18 protein-coding genes and 1 riboswitch are annotated in these 15,840 nt (G+C 46.0%); of the genes, 13 read left to right on the top strand and 5 right to left on the bottom strand.

Annotated elements, in window-relative coordinates; genetic code table 11:
* Window positions 1–128: 128 nt before the first annotated feature.
* The 3 genes from HCR03_RS02730 to rlmH all read left to right on the top strand — a co-directional run bounded on the left by HCR03_RS02730 (window position 129) and on the right by rlmH (window position 2,768).
* Entirely contained in the window at window positions 129–1,412 is a 1,284-nt protein-coding gene (locus HCR03_RS02730; RefSeq protein ID WP_066644205.1) for a UDP-N-acetylglucosamine 1-carboxyvinyltransferase, read from the top strand.
* Between the two features lie 81 nt (window positions 1,413–1,493).
* Window positions 1,494–2,231, top strand: coding sequence for an MBL fold metallo-hydrolase (locus tag HCR03_RS02725; RefSeq protein WP_228725073.1), 738 nt, complete (start codon window positions 1,494–1,496; stop codon window positions 2,229–2,231).
* A 72-nt stretch (window positions 2,232–2,303) separates the two neighbouring features.
* On the top strand, window positions 2,304–2,768 hold the full coding sequence (rlmH, locus tag HCR03_RS02720) for a 23S rRNA (pseudouridine(1915)-N(3))-methyltransferase RlmH (protein WP_330601100.1): 465 nt from the start codon (window positions 2,304–2,306) through the stop codon (window positions 2,766–2,768).
* A 52-nt stretch (window positions 2,769–2,820) separates the two neighbouring features.
* Here the strand turns inward: rlmH and HCR03_RS02715 are convergent, their stop codons facing one another.
* From HCR03_RS02715 to asd, 4 genes are read right to left on the bottom strand one after another with little or no spacing between them, the layout of a single operon-like run.
* Entirely contained in the window at window positions 2,821–3,282 is a 462-nt protein-coding gene (locus tag HCR03_RS02715) for an ACT domain-containing protein (RefSeq protein WP_066644208.1), read from the bottom strand.
* A 2-nt stretch (window positions 3,283–3,284) separates the two neighbouring features.
* A complete protein-coding gene (gene dapB / locus HCR03_RS02710; protein ID WP_066644209.1) occupies window positions 3,285–4,049 on the bottom strand; it encodes a 4-hydroxy-tetrahydrodipicolinate reductase in 765 nt (254 codons plus the stop codon).
* A 38-nt stretch (window positions 4,050–4,087) separates the two neighbouring features.
* Window positions 4,088–4,978, bottom strand: a complete 891-nt coding sequence (gene dapA, locus HCR03_RS02705; protein ID WP_066644257.1) for a 4-hydroxy-tetrahydrodipicolinate synthase — start codon at window positions 4,976–4,978, stop codon at window positions 4,088–4,090.
* 29 nt (window positions 4,979–5,007) lie between these two features.
* Entirely contained in the window at window positions 5,008–6,087 is a 1,080-nt protein-coding gene (gene asd, locus HCR03_RS02700; protein ID WP_066644210.1) for an aspartate-semialdehyde dehydrogenase, read from the bottom strand.
* 132 nt (window positions 6,088–6,219) lie between these two features.
* Window positions 6,220–6,395, bottom strand: a riboswitch (Lysine riboswitch).
* Window positions 6,396–6,497: 102 nt separating this feature from the next.
* Between asd and queA the strand changes: the two genes are divergently transcribed.
* The 10 genes from queA to HCR03_RS02650 all read left to right on the top strand — a co-directional run bounded on the left by queA (window position 6,498) and on the right by HCR03_RS02650 (window position 14,659).
* Window positions 6,498–7,544 carry a tRNA preQ1(34) S-adenosylmethionine ribosyltransferase-isomerase QueA gene (gene queA, locus HCR03_RS02695; protein ID WP_187036576.1) on the top strand — a complete coding sequence of 349 codons (1,047 nt, stop codon included), beginning with the start codon at window positions 6,498–6,500 and terminating at the stop codon, window positions 7,542–7,544.
* Window positions 7,545–7,567: 23 nt separating this feature from the next.
* Window positions 7,568–8,698, top strand: a complete 1,131-nt coding sequence (gene tgt / locus HCR03_RS02690; RefSeq protein WP_156991423.1) for a tRNA guanosine(34) transglycosylase Tgt — start codon at window positions 7,568–7,570, stop codon at window positions 8,696–8,698.
* A gap of 67 nt (window positions 8,699–8,765) precedes the next feature.
* Window positions 8,766–9,089 carry a preprotein translocase subunit YajC gene (yajC, locus tag HCR03_RS02685; RefSeq protein ID WP_066644212.1) on the top strand — a complete coding sequence of 108 codons (324 nt, stop codon included), beginning with the start codon at window positions 8,766–8,768 and terminating at the stop codon, window positions 9,087–9,089.
* Window positions 9,090–9,179: 90 nt separating this feature from the next.
* Window positions 9,180–9,581 carry a TIGR04086 family membrane protein gene (locus HCR03_RS02680; RefSeq protein WP_066644213.1) on the top strand — a complete coding sequence of 134 codons (402 nt, stop codon included), beginning with the start codon at window positions 9,180–9,182 and terminating at the stop codon, window positions 9,579–9,581.
* A 75-nt stretch (window positions 9,582–9,656) separates the two neighbouring features.
* Entirely contained in the window at window positions 9,657–9,803 is a 147-nt protein-coding gene (gene scfA, locus HCR03_RS02675) for a six-cysteine ranthipeptide SCIFF (protein ID WP_066644214.1), read from the top strand.
* Between the two features lie 82 nt (window positions 9,804–9,885).
* Window positions 9,886–11,256: a thioether cross-link-forming SCIFF peptide maturase gene (scfB, locus tag HCR03_RS02670; RefSeq protein WP_066644215.1), complete on the top strand. Its 1,371-nt coding sequence runs from the start codon at window positions 9,886–9,888 to the stop codon at window positions 11,254–11,256.
* A gap of 153 nt (window positions 11,257–11,409) precedes the next feature.
* The gene (gene proC / locus HCR03_RS02665; protein WP_187036574.1) at window positions 11,410–12,219 is read left to right on the top strand and encodes a pyrroline-5-carboxylate reductase; all 810 of its coding nucleotides are present in this window, start codon (window positions 11,410–11,412) and stop codon (window positions 12,217–12,219) included.
* A 63-nt stretch (window positions 12,220–12,282) separates the two neighbouring features.
* Entirely contained in the window at window positions 12,283–12,927 is a 645-nt protein-coding gene (locus HCR03_RS02660; protein WP_228725072.1) for a stage II sporulation protein M, read from the top strand.
* A 23-nt stretch (window positions 12,928–12,950) separates the two neighbouring features.
* On the top strand, window positions 12,951–13,844 hold the full coding sequence (locus HCR03_RS02655) for a tyrosine recombinase (RefSeq protein ID WP_066644217.1): 894 nt from the start codon (window positions 12,951–12,953) through the stop codon (window positions 13,842–13,844).
* Between the two features lie 188 nt (window positions 13,845–14,032).
* Window positions 14,033–14,659 (top strand): DUF624 domain-containing protein, encoded by a 627-nt coding sequence (locus tag HCR03_RS02650; RefSeq protein WP_267459210.1) that lies wholly within the window; start codon window positions 14,033–14,035, stop codon window positions 14,657–14,659.
* Between the two features lie 43 nt (window positions 14,660–14,702).
* On the opposite strand, the gene HCR03_RS02645 is transcribed toward HCR03_RS02650, so the two are convergent.
* The gene (locus HCR03_RS02645; RefSeq protein WP_066644219.1) at window positions 14,703–15,710 is read right to left on the bottom strand and encodes a tyrosine recombinase XerC; all 1,008 of its coding nucleotides are present in this window, start codon (window positions 15,708–15,710) and stop codon (window positions 14,703–14,705) included.
* Window positions 15,711–15,840: the final 130 nt, after the last annotated feature.

The following is a 15,840-nucleotide window of genomic DNA, read 5'->3' as shown; positions in this document are numbered from 1 at the left end:
TTTTTTATGTTTAAATTTACGTGGTTTTATTCAAATATTTACAAGTGCGGTAAAATGACGAATACTCTAAATATTTGATAAAAACTTGTTATAATAGTATTGTCAATTAAGAGATTGGAGCGACCGCATTGGATAAATTCGTTATTAAAGGTGAATGTCGTCTTTCCGGAGAGGTCAATATCAGCGGCGCGAAGAACGCAGCTGTTGCAATCATACCGGCGGCGATTCTTTCAGACGGTGTTTGCCGAATTGAAAATGTCCCGGATATTACGGACGTATCATCCATTACAGGCATTTTATATGATATGGGCGCTAAAATCCGCACAATCAATAAATCGACATTTGAAATTGATTCCAGGTCCATTCATACACATATCGTGTCTGACGAACTTGCACGGCATATCCGCGGTTCCTATTATTTGATGGGGGCTTTGCTGGGGCGTTTTCATCATGCGGTGGTTACAATGCCGGGCGGCTGTGATTTTGGAGTCCGTCCGATCGATCAGCACCTGAAGGGCTTTTTAGCCCTTGGCGCGAAATACAAGCTGGAAAACGGAATGGTGGACGTATCTGCCGACCAGCTTACCGGATGCAGCATTTATCTTGATGTTGTCTCTGTTGGCGCAACGGTAAATATTATGCTGGCCGCCGTCAGGGCGAAGGGTACGACGGTCATTGAAAATGCTGCCAAAGAGCCGCATATTGTCGATCTGGCCAACTTTTTAAATTCCATGGGGGCCGATGTCAGGGGAGCCGGTACGGATGTCATTAAAATCTACGGCGTTGAGCATTTAAACGGTACCACCTATTCGATTATTCCGGACCAGATTGAAGCGGGGACTTACATGGTGGCCGCGGCGGCAACCCGCGGTGATATACTGGTAAAAAATGTAATTCCGAAACATCTTGAATCAATCTCCGCCAAGTTGGAAGAAATGGGCGTTGAAATCGAAGAATTTGACGATTCTATTCGTGTGGCCCGAAACGGATTACTGAATAAGTGCAATATCAAAACGATGCCGCATCCCGGTTTTCCTACGGATATGCACCCTCAGATCGCAGTGCTTCTCTCTATTGCAAACGGGACGAGCATGATTAACGAGAGCGTGTGGGATAACCGTTTCCGCTATGTTGAGGAGCTGAAACGGATGGGAGCCCAGATATCTGTTGACGGAAAAATTGCCGTCATAGAAGGGATAGACCACCTGAATGCCGCCCCGGTACGAGCTACGGATCTTCGCGCGGGAGCGGCGATGATCATAGCGGCTCTCTGCGCGCACGGAGTAACGCAGATTGAAGATATCCGCCATATTGAACGCGGCTATGAGGATTTGGAAAACAAGTTGCGTTTGCTTGGTGCGGATATTCGTCGGATTCATATTCCCGACAGCGAATCGGCTAAAGTCGTTTAACGATTTTTAGGGAGAAGGGACGGACAAAGGTCGTCCCTTTTTTCTTAGGATATGGCAAGAAAAGACGATGGAGGAAATAAATTGGCACGTTTTTGTACCCTTTTCAGCGGAAGCAGCGGGAACAGTTATTACATAGGGTCCGAAGAATCAGGGATTCTGATCGATGCGGGCAGAACCGCAAAACAACTGGATGCAATGCTTGAACACTGCGGAATCAAGTGCGAGGCAGTTAAGGCAATTTTTGTAACGCATGAGCACTCCGATCATATCAAAGGACTCCGGGTTTTTGCCTCGCGCCATCGACTGCCTGTTTTTGCTTCTGCGGGAACCTTATCCGAACTGGAGCTTCTTGACTGTCTCAGCGAAAAATATGAAGCGCAAATGATCGACGGGAACGGCGTGGAATATGCGGGTATGTACATAAAGCCGTTTCATACGTCTCACGACTGTGCGGAGGGCATAGGGTATAGAATTGATACTCGTGACGGCAGAACGGTCGCGGTGTCGACTGACCTTGGCTTTTTGTCGGATGAGGTTCGCCACGAGCTTACAGGCGCTGACATGGTGGTTTTAGAGTCTAACCACGATGTTGGAATGCTGCAAAACGGACCGTACCCATACCCGCTTAAAAGAAGGATCTTATCAAAAACAGGGCACTTGTCCAATACGGATTGCGCTAAAGAATTAAATGGGCTGGCGGCAAGTGGAACAACCCGGTTTGTGTTGGCGCATCTCAGCTCAGAAAACAATACGCCGGAGCTGGCTTATCAAACCTCTCTGTGCTCACTGACCATGTCAGGATTAAAGCAGGGGGGTTGACTTTGAGCTTTCTATCGCGCCGAAAGAAAACGCGGAAGGGAAAATAATTCTTTTTTAATGTTAAGATGCAATTTGATTTGTATTGGAAAACTAAAAGAAGACTACTGGAGAAGAGCCTGCGAGGAGTATGAAAAACGGCTATGCTCCTTTTGCCGGTTTACGATCACGGAGCTCCCGGAAAGCCGTTTGCCGGATAATCCCGGAAAATCACAGATACTAGCGGCTTTGGAGACGGAAGCCGACCGGGTTTTGAAGCTGACGGGAGATTCCTTCGTCGCGGCTTTGTGCATCGAAGGGGAATCCGTTTCCTCAGAGCGGATGGCGGATTTGATTCGCACTTTAAGCTTGCACGGTACCAGCGAAATCAGTTTTATCATTGGCAGCTCGTTTGGCCTTTCGGACCGAGTCAAAAAACATGCTTCTATTCGCCTTTCTATGTCTGCAATGACCTTTCCGCACCAGCTTGCCAGAGTAATGCTCTGCGAGCAGATTTACCGTGCGTTTCAAATCATCAATCACGGTAAATATCATAAATAAAGGAATCCCCGGTTACAGATTTTCTGCAACCGGGGATTCCTTTATCATGCTGTTAATCGTGAAACCTTTTTGTCAGCGCGTTCAGGGTTTCCTGAAAATCTGCCGCAGTAACCAGAAGCGATATGTCAACTTCAGAAGTGGTAATCAAACGAATATCCGCATGAACAGTAGAAGCAACATCGAAAACCTCTGCTGCAACACCCGGAGAATCGATCATTCCGGCATCGTAAACTGATATTTTGCAGTTGCCGCTGCTGGCAACCGCGCTGACTTGACGTTGGTTGCGAAGCTCTGATGTAAAGCTTAATATCTTGTCAAGATTGTTATCCGAAATTGTAAAGGAAACAGAGGTATAAGCTCCCTGCGTAGGGGCCAGAGAAATCATGTCTACATCAACGCCAAGTTTCGCAATTCTTTGGAAGATGTTTGCAATGAATTTTAGTTCCGACGGGCATTTCTGAAGAGTGATCAGAGTAATGTCGGAGACGGTGGTGATTTTAGGCGACAAATTCATTTTCAGTCCTCCTCTTGAATGAGATCAGCCATACTGTAAAGTCCTTTTTCTTTACGCGCAAGGAATACGGCCGCATTGATCGCACCGTGCGCGAAAATTTCTTTGGACTGCGCGGAGTGAGAGATCGTAAGAACCTCATGCGGACCCGCAAATAGTACCCGGTGCTCCCCAACAATGGTACCGCCCCGAATGGAATGAATTCCGATTTCCCGAACGGAACGTTTTTTTCGCTGTGAATGGCGGTCATACAGATAGTGCATTTGTTTACCGGAGGCCTCGGCAATGGAATCTGCTATCATCAGCGCGGTTCCGCTGGGAGCGTCGATTTTTTGATTATGATGTGCTTCGACGATTTCCACATCAAAGCCGCTGCTGCCAAGGACACGCTCCGCTTTTTTGGCAAGCTCGATTAATAAGTTGATTCCCATGGACATATTGCGGGAATAAAATATCGGGATTTCCCCGGAGGCTTCTTGCAGAGCTTTGACCTGACTTTTATCGTACCCTGTTGTGCAGAGCACAAGAGGCAGTTTTGTCTTTTTGCCAAATTCCAAAAGCGGATTTAAAAGTGCCGGATTCGAAAAATCGACCAGAACGTCGGCGCTGCAGCTGATTTGTTCCGGCGAAGGATAAACCGGAAACGAATGATCGGACCCGGTGTGCAGGTCGATCCCTGCGACAATTTCAATATCATTGCGCTCAGCCGTGCAATGATCAATCACTTTTCCCATTGTGCCGCTGCATCCGCTTAGGATCATTTTTAACATTTTATTTGATTCGTCCTTTTCAATGATTTGCTGTGTTTCTATTCGACTAACTGATATTTTTTCAGTACCTCGAGCAGTTTATGGCTTAGATCATCACTTAAATTAGTCAGGGGAAGACGGCATTCTCCGCAGTCAAATCCCATATCGTTCATTGCGGCCTTGACCGGAATAGGGTTCACATCCCAGAAAAGTGCGTCCATCAGTTCCAGATATTTTAAAAACGATTGACGTGAAGCTTCTGTGTCTCCATTAAGATAATCCATGCAGATCTGCTTCATCACTTTAGGAAGAATATTGGAGAAAACAGAGATTACCCCTTTGCCGCCTAAGGAAAGAATCGGCAGAGTCTGGTTGTCTTCCCCGGAATAAACGGCAAGGTCGTCACCGCACAGAGAGATTGTTTTTGCACAGGCGGCCAGGTCGCCGTTGGCTTCCTTTGTGCCGACGATATTGGGATGCTTTGCCAGTTCCACATAAGTTTCCGGTTTAATATTACAGCCGGTCCGGGATGGAATATTATATAAAATCATTGGAAGATTTACCCGGTCGGCAATGTAATGGAAATGTCTGATAAATCCGGTCTGCGACGTTTTGTTGTAATAAGGCGTAATCAGCAGAAGCGCATCCGCGCCGGCATCCTGAAGCGACTGTGACAATTCCACGGCATATCTGGTATCATTGCTTCCGGAACTTGCGATCACCGGAATCCTCTTATCAACTTTCTTTACGATGAATTCGACGATCCTGCAGTGTTCTTCGTGACTGAGGACGGGGGATTCTCCGGTTGTGGCACAGGCTATAATCGCGTCGGTACCGCTTTTGATGTGAAAATCGACCAGACGCTCCAGTACTTCATAATTAACGGAGCCGTCCTGTTTCATAGGAGTTACCAAAGCAACGCCGGAACCCGTGAAGACAAGCCTTTTCATCATTATTCTACCTCCCGGTTATCAATATATTAATCCATGAATCCCTTTGCACAGAGATATTCAGCCATCAAAACACCGCCCCCGGCGGCACCTCTCAGCGTATTGTGCGACAGGCAGACAAATTTAACGTCGTATTGACTGTCCGGGCGCAAACGTCCGATCGAAACCGCCATACCGTTTTCGAGATTCCGATCCAGGCGTGACTGCGGACGATCCTCTTCCTGAAAATAATACAGAAATTTTTTCGGGGCGCTGGGGAGTCCCAACTTCTGTGGTTCCCCGCTGAAGTTTTCCCAACGCTGAATCATTTCATCAATCGGAATTTTCTTTTCATAGGACAGAAATACGGCAGCCGTATGACCGTCGCTCACAGGAACACGCAGACATTGCGTCGTGATGTTGGGGGCGGGGGCGTTTACAATGGCGCCGTTTTTAACATGGCCCCAGATTTTCATCGGCTCGTTTTCCGACTTACCCTCTTCACCGCCGATAAACGGAATCACATTATCGACCATCTCCGGCCATGTTTCAAAGGTTTTGCCGGCTCCTGAAATTGCCTGATAGGTACATGCGAGTATTTTAGTAACGTTTAAATCCAGAAGGGGAGTGACTGCCGGAACATAAGTCTGAATGGAGCAGTTTGGCTTTACCGCGATAAAGCCGCGTTTTGTCCCGAGCCGTTTCCGCTGTGCCGGAATGACGTCTGTGTGGCCGGGGTTGATTTCCGGAATCAGCATCGGAACATCCGGAACCAGACGATTGGCGCTGTTGTTGGAAACAACGGGGCATTCCGCTTTTGCATACATCTCTTCAAGATCACGGGTTTTCTGTTTATCCATATTAACCGCACAGAAGACGAAATCGACCGCTTCGACAATTTTGTCTTTGTCTTTTTCGGCATCCATGATAATCATGTTTTCCAAATTTTTCGGCATGGGAGAGGTCATCAGCCAACGTTTGCCCACGGCTTCACGATAGGTCTTACCGGCGGACCGTTCACTTGCGGCCAACGCGGTTACGGTAAACCACGGATGATTTTCCAAAAGCACGGCGAAACGCTGCCCCACCATGCCTGTCGCGCCGATAATTCCAACCCGATAATTTTTCATGACAACAGGCCTCCTAAATAATATATGAAAGGATAAGAAAAAATATCTGTGTAATAAAAAAGCCGGTAGAATACCGGTCATCAGAATACTTTTGGTACTGTCGATTTATAAGACGGCAAACGCCGCGTTCATAAAGCCGATAGCTCTCCATCAAAGACTGATGACAGTTAACATGCTGTTCGCAGGTTAACCAGGCGGATCCCCTGCCACGGTGGTATCCCCTTCGGCGATTTTCCCTTTCACGGGTGGTCTTCGGCTCTGGCTGCCTCGCACCCGCTAATTTTGAAATTCGCGCCTCTATCTGTAGTTTGGATAAATCATAAAATATAATAGCATGGGTTGCTATTGCTTGTCAATTTATTTATAATAGACTGTTGGTAGACGAATGCAACTGAATGGGAGAATTAAAAATGGAACTTGATTTAAAAAATCTGAAAACAAAAGATTTTTACTACGATCTTCCAGAGAAATTGATTGCTCAGACGCCGGCGGAGCCGAGGGATTCCTCCCGCCTGCTTACGCTGAACCGCAAAACGGGAGAAATAGAGCATCGGCACTTTTATGATATCATCGATTACCTGAATCCGGGGGACTGTCTGGTGCTCAACGATTCCCGTGTTCTTCCGGCGAGGTTGTTCGGAATAAAAGACGAAACGGGTGCCAAGGTCGAATTCCTGTTGCTGAATCACCGTGAAGGCGATATATGGGAGGTCTTGACCGGACCCGGAAGACGGGCTAAAATCGGATCGAAATTTACGTTTGGAAACGGACTTTTGCGCGCGGAGATCCTGGACATTATAGAAGACGGGAATCGCCTTGCCCGTTTCACCTGTGAAGGAAATTTTTATGAAATACTGGACAAAATAGGACAGATGCCTCTGCCTCATTATATTAAGGAAGAACTGAGAGATAACGAACGGTATCAGACTGTTTATTCAAAAGAAGTGGGGTCGGCCGCCGCGCCGACGGCGGGACTTCATTTTACCCCGGAACTGCTCCGGAAAATCAGGGACAAGGGGATCGAACTCGCCTTTGTTACGCTTCACGTCGGCCTTGGTACTTTTCGCCCTGTCACAGCCGAAAAAATTACGGAGCATAAGATGCATTCGGAGCATTACTATCTTTCCGCGCAGACGGCCGACATGATCAACAGGACGAAAAAGAACGGAGGGCGGGTGATCGCTGTTGGGACCACAAGCTGCAGAACGCTGGAGGCAGTAGGAACCAAAGAAGGCTGTATTCGGGAGTGTGCCGGATGGACGGATATTTTCATTTATCCTGGTTATCGGTTTAAGGTGCTGGATGGGCTGATTACAAATTTTCATCTTCCCGAAAGCACGCTGATCATGCTGGTCTCCGCCCTTGCCGGTTATGAGCATATTATGAACGCTTACCGGACGGCGGTACAAGAGAAATACCGCTTTTTCAGTTTCGGGGACGCGATGTTTATTTATTAATGTATTATTAAAGGATGGCTGCTATGTATCGTCTCATAAAAAACTGCGGCCCGGCCCGGCGCGGCGAATTTGAAACGCCGCACGGAACGATTCAGATGCCAGCGTTTATGAACGTCGCAACCGCCGGGGCGATTAAAGGCGCGGTATCCGCGCTGGATTTAAAAAATCTGAAATGTCAGGTGCAGCTTTGCAATACCTATCATCTGCATCTCCGCCCCGGTGATGAAACTGTCAGAACTTTGGGAGGGCTTCACGAGTTTACCCGCTGGGACGGTCCGATTTTAACGGACAGCGGCGGATTTCAGGTTTTCTCTCTTGCAAAACTGAGAAATATAACGGAAGACGGCGTTACCTTTGCGTCCCATATTGACGGCCGGAAAATTTTCATGGGGCCGGAGGAAAGTATGAAAATCCAGTCGAACCTTGCATCCACGATTGCAATGGCCTTTGACGAGTGCGTGCAGAATCCCGCACCATACGAATATGCGCGGGAATCCTGCGAACGTACCATCCGCTGGCTGAAACGTTCCAAAGCGGCGCTGGACCGTCTGAATCGGGAACCCGGAGCCATTAACCCGCGGCAGATGCTGTTCGGAATTAATCAGGGAAGCACCTATGAAGATCTTCGGATCGACTGTATGAAAAGGATCCGGGAGCTTGATTTGGACGGCTATGCAATCGGCGGTCTGGCTGTCGGGGAACGCAGCGAGGAAATGTATCGCATTATTGATGCGGTTATTCCGGAAATGCCGCAGGATAAGCCGAGATACCTGATGGGCGTTGGGACGCCGGAGAACATCTTGGAAGCGGTCAAAAGAGGCGTGGACCTGTTCGACTGCGTCATGCCCACCCGCAACGCCAGGCATGGGCATGTTTTTACCTGGCAGGGACGGCGGAATCTGTTCAATGCAAAGTACGAGCTGGACGAATCCCCGCTGGACTCGGACTGCGACTGTCCGGTCTGTAGAAATTTTTCCCGTGCTTATCTCCATCATTTATTCAAAAGCGGGGAAATGCTGGCCATGCGGCTTTGCGTTATGCATAATATTTATTTTTACAACAGCCTGTTTGAAAAAATCAGGGCTTCTTTGGACAATGGAACCTTTGAACGTTATTATCAGGATAATCTGAAAGTTTTGAACCGCAGAATTTGAGAAAACCTTGCATGGAAACATTTTTACTGATATAATCTAAACATTAAGAGAGAGGTGTTGGTTACTAATGAACTTTTTACTGACCGGCGGAACTGCCGGAGCGGGCGACAGCCTTTGGATAACTATCCTTTATATGGCTGTAATCGTCGGCATTTTTTACTTCCTTTTGATGAGACCCCAGCAAAAGAAGAAGAAACAGGAAGAAAAAATGCGCAGCAGTGTTCAGATCGGCGATGATATCACGACAATCGGCGGAATTGTAGGCCGTGTTGTAGGAATGAAAGACGATGCGAACACACTGATTATTGAAACCGGTACCGACCGCGCAAAAATGAAAATAAAAAAATGGGCGGTAGGCAGTGTGGATACGGTCCATGATACTGCGGAATAGTCATTTTCAGCAGTAATATCCGCCGCTTTCTCTGAATATCTATTAGTCAGGATATTGGAGGGGGCGGTTACGATAAAAAGTTCTAAGTCAATGAATAAAAAACCTGTTTTGGACGCTGTTCGCGCGATTGTGATCGGCTCCGTTGCAGGGGCTTTCCTATGTGCTGTTTTTCTGGGCGTTTTAGCATTGGCTTTTGTTTCGGCAGAAAGCATCCCGCAGGGGCTTTTATCGCCCCTGGTCATAGCAGTGTCTGTTCTCAGCGCGTTTGCCGCCGGATATATTGCGGCTAAAATTTCGAAAAAACGAGGGCTGTTATTCGGTGCGGCGGCCGGAATGCTTCTTTTTGCGCTGTTTTTGTTCTCGGGACTTGCAATTTCGAATAAGGCGACGGAGCCGGCCCAATCCGGTGTTCGTCTGCTGGTTATGGTTTTGTCCGGTTCTGTCGGTGGTGTTCTGTCGGTCAGCAAGAAAACGAAGCCGAAGCATAAATAATTTTTTGACTATTTCCTGTATCGTTGCTATAATAGTTTCGACCTTATCTAACACAGTGAAACGGAGGCTTTTAAATTGAAGCAGATCAGAACGCTGAATCAAGCGAATCTTAAGGAAAGCGCTGCAAAAGGCGGCTGCGGCGAATGCCAGGCATCCTGCCAGTCGGCATGCAAGACATCCTGCACGGTTGCCAACCAGAAATGCGAAAATAAGAACAGATAATAACAGAATTAAACGGTTTTGAAATAACCGCAAAAGGGACAGGATTCTGTCCCTTAAATTTTGTTCGGATGGAGAAATGTAAATGATTCACAAGTATTCCTTAAACGGCTATCATATCGTTTTGGACGCCAACAGCGGCGCCGTGCATTTGTTTGACGAAGCTCCGTTTGACATGCTGGATTATTTGGAGGAAGGCGAGATCCCCGAGCATCCGCCTGAAGCGATGACGGACGCTTTAAAGGACCGTTATGATGAAGATACCGTGCGGGAAGCATATGAGGAAATACGGGAGCTTAACAGGAAAGGCCAGCTGTATTCTCCGGATGAGTATGAAAAATTTGCGGCTATGCTGAAAAGCGCGCCAATTAAGTCCATGTGTCTGAATATTGCGCACGACTGCAATCTTAGGTGCGAATATTGTTTTGCTGCTCAGGGCGATTTTGGCGGAGAAAGAATGCTGATGCCGTTTGAGGTTGCAAAAAGCGCAATCGATTTTTTAGTTGAGAAATCAAAAGGGCGTCATAATCTTGAGGTCGATTTTTTTGGCGGCGAACCGCTGATGAATTTTGACGTAGTGAAAAAAACTGTGGAATACGCGCGCAGTATTGAAAAAAAATATGACAAGAACTTTCGATTTACCATTACGACGAACGGTCTGCTGTTAAGTGACGATAAGATTGATTTTATTAATCGCGAAATGTCAAACTGTATTTTATCCTTTGACGGCAGAAAGAGTGTCCATGACAGGCTTCGAGTCAGAGTGGACGGATCTGGGTGCTATGACAGCGTCTTGCCAAAATTTCAAAAGCTGGTAAAGGAGCGCAGCAAAGATAAGGATTATTACGTCAGGGGAACTTTTACGAAATATAATCTGGATTTTACAAAGGACATTCAGCATTTGCTGGATCTGGGCTTCAATGAAATTTCCATGGAACCGGTTGTTTCTGAAGAAAAACTGGATTATTCCGTCAAGGAAGAGGACTTGCCCAGAATTTTCGAGGAATATGAAACACTATCCAATTTGATTATTCAGCGCAGTAAAGAGGGAAAAGAGTTTGACTTTTACCACTTTATGATAGATTTGGACCAGGGCCCCTGTGCCATCAGAAGGCTGCGCGGCTGCAGCTGCGGGAACGAATATGTAGCGATAACCCCCACGGGGGATATTTATCCATGTCATCAGTTCGTGGGTCAGGAAGAATGGAAAATGGGCAGTGTCTTGGACGGCAGTCTGAATACCGATATGAAGGACAGCTTTGCGTTAGCCAATGTTTACTCCAAGCCGGAGTGCAAAAACTGCTGGGCGAAATTTTACTGCAGCGGCGGCTGTAACGCAAACAACCTTCAGTACGCGGGAGATATTCATAAGCCGCACGCCATTTCCTGTTCGCTGGAAAAGAAGAGGCTTGAATGTGCTATTATGATTCAGGCGGCTCTGGCAGATCAAAAATAAGTTTCAGATCTGGTCTCATTTTTATGGGTTTACATAAATTTGCGGGTCGAATTTTTACATAATTTATAAAAATGAAAATCCTGTAATTTTTTGTATTGATTCGAGTTGCGAATTGGTTTAGTATAAAGATATAAAATCGTCCGGAGGAAGATAATGGAATTTCAGAAAGTTGGATTTATCGGAGGCGGAAACATGACGTCCGCCATTGTTTGTGGTGTCGTCCAAGCAAACACTTTTCCTGCGGATCACATCTACGTATTTGATATTCATCAGGAAAAAAGGGAGAACCTGCACCGTAAGGCGGGCGTTTTGACCGTGAATTCGGCCCTCGATCTGGTCAGAACATGCGATATTATTTTTCTCGCCGTAAAACCCCAAAGTTTTCCTGAGATGCTTTCGGAAATCCGTCCGGCGGTCAATGAAACAAAGACTTTGGTCTCTATTGCGGCCGGCATCTCTTCGGAGTCCATTACAGGCGCTCTTGCCTGCAGTTGTCCTGTGATACGCGCAATGCCGAACACTCCGCTTTTATTGGGCAAGGGTGCTACTGCTGTCTGCAGAACCAGAAATGTAACGGACCTTGCCTATCAGTTGGTTTTGAATCTTTTTTCTTCCTGCGGTATCGTTTCACAGATTGTCGAAAGCCAAATGGACGCTGTCATCAGCGTAAACGGCAGCAGCCCGGCTTATATCTATCTGTTTGCCAAAGCGGTAATCGAAAGCGCGCAGAAGCAGGGAATAGAGCCGGGCATATCGCTTCCTCTTTTCTGCCAGACGCTGGAGGGCAGTGCTAAAATGCTTTTGGATTCGGGAAATACGCCGGATGAGCTGATTCGGAAGGTTTCTTCCAAGGGAGGCACAACGATTGCGGCACTGGATGTTTTGAAGAAGAGTCAATTCGAAAAGGTTATCGATGCAGCAATGAAAGCTTGTACTGAGCGAGCGATTGAACTGGGAAAGTAAACATAGAATCCGTTTGTCCCTCATACATTTTGATAGGTGCTCCGTTGGGAGGAATGTATGAGTATGAGCAGGGTAATTGTTGTTGCCCGCGGAATTCGTAAAAATTCAACATTCTGCGGGCGTGAGATGTTGAAAGCGGCACGTCTGAACTGGGAACTGGTACTTCTGGCGCTTGTGTTTTTGGCGGGAATGGCCGTGGGGGCCGTTTACGCTAGAAATGCGGATACGCAGGCGTTGGAGCGGATGGATTTTCTTTTTGCCGGAAATTTTAAAGCGCGCCTGACCGCTTCTTTCCTTTCCATTTTTACAGCGTCTTTTGCTTCGGCTTTCCTTTTCGTTTTCGCATGTTTTTTATGCGGTCTTTCCATGTGGGGAGTGCTGCTGATCCCGTTTATTCCTTTTTTCAGAGGATTTGGACTGGGGCTTACTTCCGGGTACCTTTACGCGGCTTACGGCGGGCTTGGGATTTTATTTAATCTGGTCGTGATATTGCCCGGAGCTTTAGCCTGCTGCATATCGGTTTTACTTGCTGCCAGGGAGGGAATTGGTTTTTCCCGTCTGCTGGCATCCTGCGGATCCAAAACGATAAACCAAGCAAAGCTGAAAATTTACGTTTTGCAATTCGGCGCCATTTTGGGAGTCGCTTTTTTATCGGCACTGATTGATTTGCTTTTATCCGCCTGTTTCGGCGGCCTGTTTTCTTTTTAACAAAATTGAGGAGATAGAACAAAATGAAGGATTTTTGTTCAAGTTTCAGTGATTATTTAGTGAACCAGAAATCGGTTTCAGCGAATACACTGGAGTCGTATGTAAGAGATGTGGAACATTTTATTTCTTATTTGACCCAAAATGGGAGGGATGATCCGGCGTCGGTTGATGCGGATCAAATCAACTCTTACATTAAGGACATGAAACAGAACAAAAAGTCCGACGCAACTATCACGCGAAATATTGCATCCATTCGATGCTTTTATCAGTATATGGTTCTTTTCGGCTATACTACGGTTAATCCGGCAAAAGCAATTCACCTGGAGAAAATCGAAAAAAAATTTCCACAGATATTAAGCGGAAAAGAAATTGAACTGCTGTTATCGCAGCCGGATACCAGAGAGCCGAAAGGATGCCGCGATAAGGCGATGCTGGAACTTCTTTATGCGACGGGGATCCGGGCAACCGAGTTGGTGGATTTGGATATCGGCAGCATAAATCTGCGAACCGGAATGCTGCGGTGCAGCACGGCCCGGAGCGAGCGTGTTATTCCGGTATATCCCACCGCGATCAGCGCAATATCCGATTACATTGTCAGGGTGCGTTCCCATATGATCACTCCCGCGGGGGGACAGGCCTTGTTTGTCAACCTGAACGGGCGGCGGTTAACCCGCCAAGGCTTTTGGAAGATCGTAAAGGGGTATGCGGAACAGGCCAAAATTGTGAAAGAAATTACACCGCACACCTTGCGCCATTCTTTTGCGCTTCATCTTCTGGAGAACGGGGCTGAACTGAAGGATATTCAGGCAATGATGGGTCATGCCGACATATCGTCCACACAGGTTTATGTCCATCTATTAAATGATCATTGCAAGGAAGTGTATAATCAATGCCATCCCAGGGCTAAATTAGGGTAGGGGAGAGATACTTTTTGGGACTTTTTCACATTGACTATAATAAACCTGGCCCCGGCGTAAGGAAAGACGAGCCGAAAAAGAATGCGTTTCTCCGTTTCTTTGCGATTTTTTTTCGAAAGTTTACTCAGCTGATAGAACTGAATCTTCTATTCTCTGTTTTTGTTGTCATAGCGCTGGCAATCACGTATTTGCTTCGAAATCTGATTCCTGATTTTTTGCTGGTCATCATACCCATCCTGCTGATATCACCGTTTTTAGCGGGTCTGACTTTTGTAACAAGAAATTATGCCCGTGAAGAACACGCGTTTTTAATGGGAGATTTTTTCGATGCGATAAAACAAAATTGGAAGATGTTTCTGGCAAACGGAGTTGTTTGTATTCTTCTGTATTTGGTGCTCAGCGTTTCGATTCGATTTTATTATCATAAACTTATGGATGGAACTTTATATGCGGTTGCTTTATGCCTGTGCATCGCAATAGCATTTTTACTGATATTTGCTCAATATTATGTTCCGCTCATGGCTGTCACATTTGACTTAAATCTTCTGCAAATTTACAAGAACGCATTAATCTTTTCAATTATCGGATTATGGCGTAATATTTTGATTACCGTATTATTGGCAGCTTTGACGCTGATTCTTTATTTGTCTCAGATTATGGCGCTCAGTTTAATGATTGGGATCGTATTTGTATTAACGTTGTTTTTTTCTTTCGGAATGTTTCTGATTAATTTTACAATCTATCCGTTGGTTGACAAAACAATGATTCAGCCATACCAGAACAGTCTCCGGGGTGAATCCGATAAAAAGGAATAGCTTCTTGAGAAATAAAGCATAAAGGGGGGTGAAAACCGCCCCTTTATTTTTTATTCTCCTTGTTAATAAGAGGGCCTCTTTGCTTCACATGAGAAAGAGGATTGGCCTGCGCGGCTGTTTCCATCTGTTCACTTGAAAGATGCGTGTAAATTTCGGTCGTGCTTAGATTCTCATGCCCCAGAATGTCCTTTAAGACTCGAATATCAACGTGCCCGTGTTGGTACATTAATGTGGCAGCCGTATGGCGGAGCTTATGTACGGAATAGCCGGGTCCGCCTAAATCAATTTCAGACAGATATTTTTTAACCAGATACTGAACGGTTTTGGGGCTGATCCTTTTTCTCTGTCCGCTGATAAACAGAGCGTTCTTATCAATTAAGCCTTCCCGTGGGCGCACAGCCAAATAACGTTTTATTGCATCGTGGCATGCTTCGTTCAAATAAACAATACGTTCCTTGTTGCCTTTGCCGGTTATTTTTACAGTGGAATTTCCTTCGTGAAGATCCGTTAAATTCAGACCTACAAGCTCTGAAAGGCGCATCCCGCAATTTAAGAAAAGGACTAAAATGCAATAATCTCTTTCCCTTGTTTTTCCTTCAACTTTTGACAGAAGTTCCAAACTTTGCTCAAGCGACAAATACTTTGGAAGCGATTTTTTTGTTTTGGGGGTTTCCAGCTCTTTGACAGGGTTATTTTCAAGTTTTCCTGCTTTGTTGGTCAGGTATTTAAAAAAACTGCGGAGGCTTGACACTTTTCGCGATCTGGTGGCCGAACTGTTGCTGCGTTCGGAACTCAGATAATTCATATATTCGAATACCTGCGTCAAATCGATTGTTTTGATCAGATCAATCGTAACATCGGAAATTTTTATCTCCTCAAATTTCGTGCCCGGCGGAACCAATCCGCGCTGCAGTTTTATGTAACGAAAAAACGTACGAAGATCGAGATAGTATTCTTCAACAGTTTTCGGTGATTTTCCGCGAATTGTACCAATGTAGCCCAGAAATTCACGGACTACCGGCGGTGCCTCTGCAAGCATTTCAGGTTTCATTTAGTTACGAATCCTTTCACAAATCGAATAAAATCCTATTTTTAGGCTTTTGAGTCCCCTGAATTATACAAAATAAATATTTTGTATAATTATATTCCGCTTTTTTAGTTCTGTCAAGGTTCTTTATTTC

The organism is Caproicibacter fermentans, from assembly GCF_014303955.1.
Classification (GTDB): domain Bacteria; phylum Bacillota; class Clostridia; order Oscillospirales; family Acutalibacteraceae; genus Caproicibacter; species Caproicibacter fermentans.
This window is presented reverse-complemented; position numbering and strand designations above follow the sequence as displayed.

What these genes read in the sequence shown, in the direction of transcription:
- queA (WP_187036576.1), top strand. Translation starts at nt 6,498, where the DNA reads ATGGAACTTGATTTAAAAAATCTGAAAACAAAAGATTTTTACTACGAT.
- proC (WP_187036574.1), top strand. Translation starts at nt 11,410, where the DNA reads ATGGAATTTCAGAAAGTTGGATTTATCGGAGGCGGAAACATGACGTCC.
- dapA (WP_066644257.1), bottom strand. Translation starts at nt 4,978, where the DNA reads ATGAAAAGGCTTGTCTTCACGGGTTCCGGCGTTGCTTTGGTAACTCCT.
- HCR03_RS02655 (WP_066644217.1), top strand. Translation starts at nt 12,951, where the DNA reads ATGAAGGATTTTTGTTCAAGTTTCAGTGATTATTTAGTGAACCAGAAA.
- HCR03_RS02645 (WP_066644219.1), bottom strand. Translation starts at nt 15,710, where the DNA reads ATGAAACCTGAAATGCTTGCAGAGGCACCGCCGGTAGTCCGTGAATTT.
- HCR03_RS02660 (WP_228725072.1), top strand. Translation starts at nt 12,283, where the DNA reads ATGAGCAGGGTAATTGTTGTTGCCCGCGGAATTCGTAAAAATTCAACA.
- HCR03_RS02680 (WP_066644213.1), top strand. Translation starts at nt 9,180, where the DNA reads ATGAATAAAAAACCTGTTTTGGACGCTGTTCGCGCGATTGTGATCGGC.
- yajC (WP_066644212.1), top strand. Translation starts at nt 8,766, where the DNA reads ATGAACTTTTTACTGACCGGCGGAACTGCCGGAGCGGGCGACAGCCTT.
- tgt (WP_156991423.1), top strand. Translation starts at nt 7,568, where the DNA reads ATGTATCGTCTCATAAAAAACTGCGGCCCGGCCCGGCGCGGCGAATTT.
- HCR03_RS02715 (WP_066644208.1), bottom strand. Translation starts at nt 3,282, where the DNA reads ATGAATTTGTCGCCTAAAATCACCACCGTCTCCGACATTACTCTGATC.
- dapB (WP_066644209.1), bottom strand. Translation starts at nt 4,049, where the DNA reads ATGTTAAAAATGATCCTAAGCGGATGCAGCGGCACAATGGGAAAAGTG.
- scfB (WP_066644215.1), top strand. Translation starts at nt 9,886, where the DNA reads ATGATTCACAAGTATTCCTTAAACGGCTATCATATCGTTTTGGACGCC.
- asd (WP_066644210.1), bottom strand. Translation starts at nt 6,087, where the DNA reads ATGAAAAATTATCGGGTTGGAATTATCGGCGCGACAGGCATGGTGGGG.